Source organism: Bacillus sp. CGMCC 1.16541, from assembly GCF_003184905.1.
GTDB lineage: Bacteria > Bacillota > Bacilli > Bacillales > Bacillaceae_H > Priestia.
In genome coordinates this window covers 1-558 of record NZ_KZ821215.1, presented here as the reverse complement: position 1 = coordinate 558, position 558 = coordinate 1, and the positions used below count along the sequence as shown (strand labels likewise).

At 35.5% G+C, this 558-nt stretch carries 1 protein-coding gene and 1 pseudogene; both read right to left on the bottom strand.

The window, feature by feature from the left end; all coding sequences use genetic code 11:
* A pseudogene (locus tag DIS06_RS20525) lies at nt 1-220 on the bottom strand (IS200/IS605 family element RNA-guided endonuclease TnpB); the annotation flags it as partial.
* 1 nt (nt 221) lies between these two features.
* Nucleotides 222-449, bottom strand: a 228-nt coding sequence (locus DIS06_RS20520) for a helix-turn-helix domain-containing protein (RefSeq protein ID WP_239421873.1), incomplete at its 3' end; no start/stop codon positions are given.
* Nucleotides 450-558 lie beyond the last annotated feature (109 nt).

The window sequence follows — 558 nt, the reverse complement described above, 5'->3', positions numbered from 1 at the left end:
ACTTCACGACTTTTCGCAAATTTAACGAATCCCAATTTAGGTAACTTGATTTTGTTGCCTACAATGGCAATATTGCCATTCGTATGCTTGGTTGTGTAGGATTGCACATTATTCTTTTTACACTTGAAACGTGGTGGTTTGTTCTGCTTTTTAAAGAATCGTGAATACGAATCGGCAAGGTTTTTTAGTGAGGATTGGATCGCAATGCTGTCTACTTCTTNCGCAATGCTGTCTACTTCTTTTAACCAAACGAATTCTTTCTTTAGTTGTGTTAATTGAGACGAACAAGCGTTATAAGTTAACCCTTTCCCCGTTTCTTTGTAAGCATCGTTCCATTTCGCCAAAAAGTGATTGAAAACAAAGCGAGAACAACCGATTGTTTTAGCGATTAAGATTTCTTGTTCCTTATTAGGATAGATCCGAAACTTATAGGCTTTATTGACTAACATGACTTTCACCTCCTCACTTGGTACGATATACATATTATACCATATTGGATATATATTACATTTCATTTAGAGGTGAAGATATGGAAACACAATCGGTTGTCTTAAGATT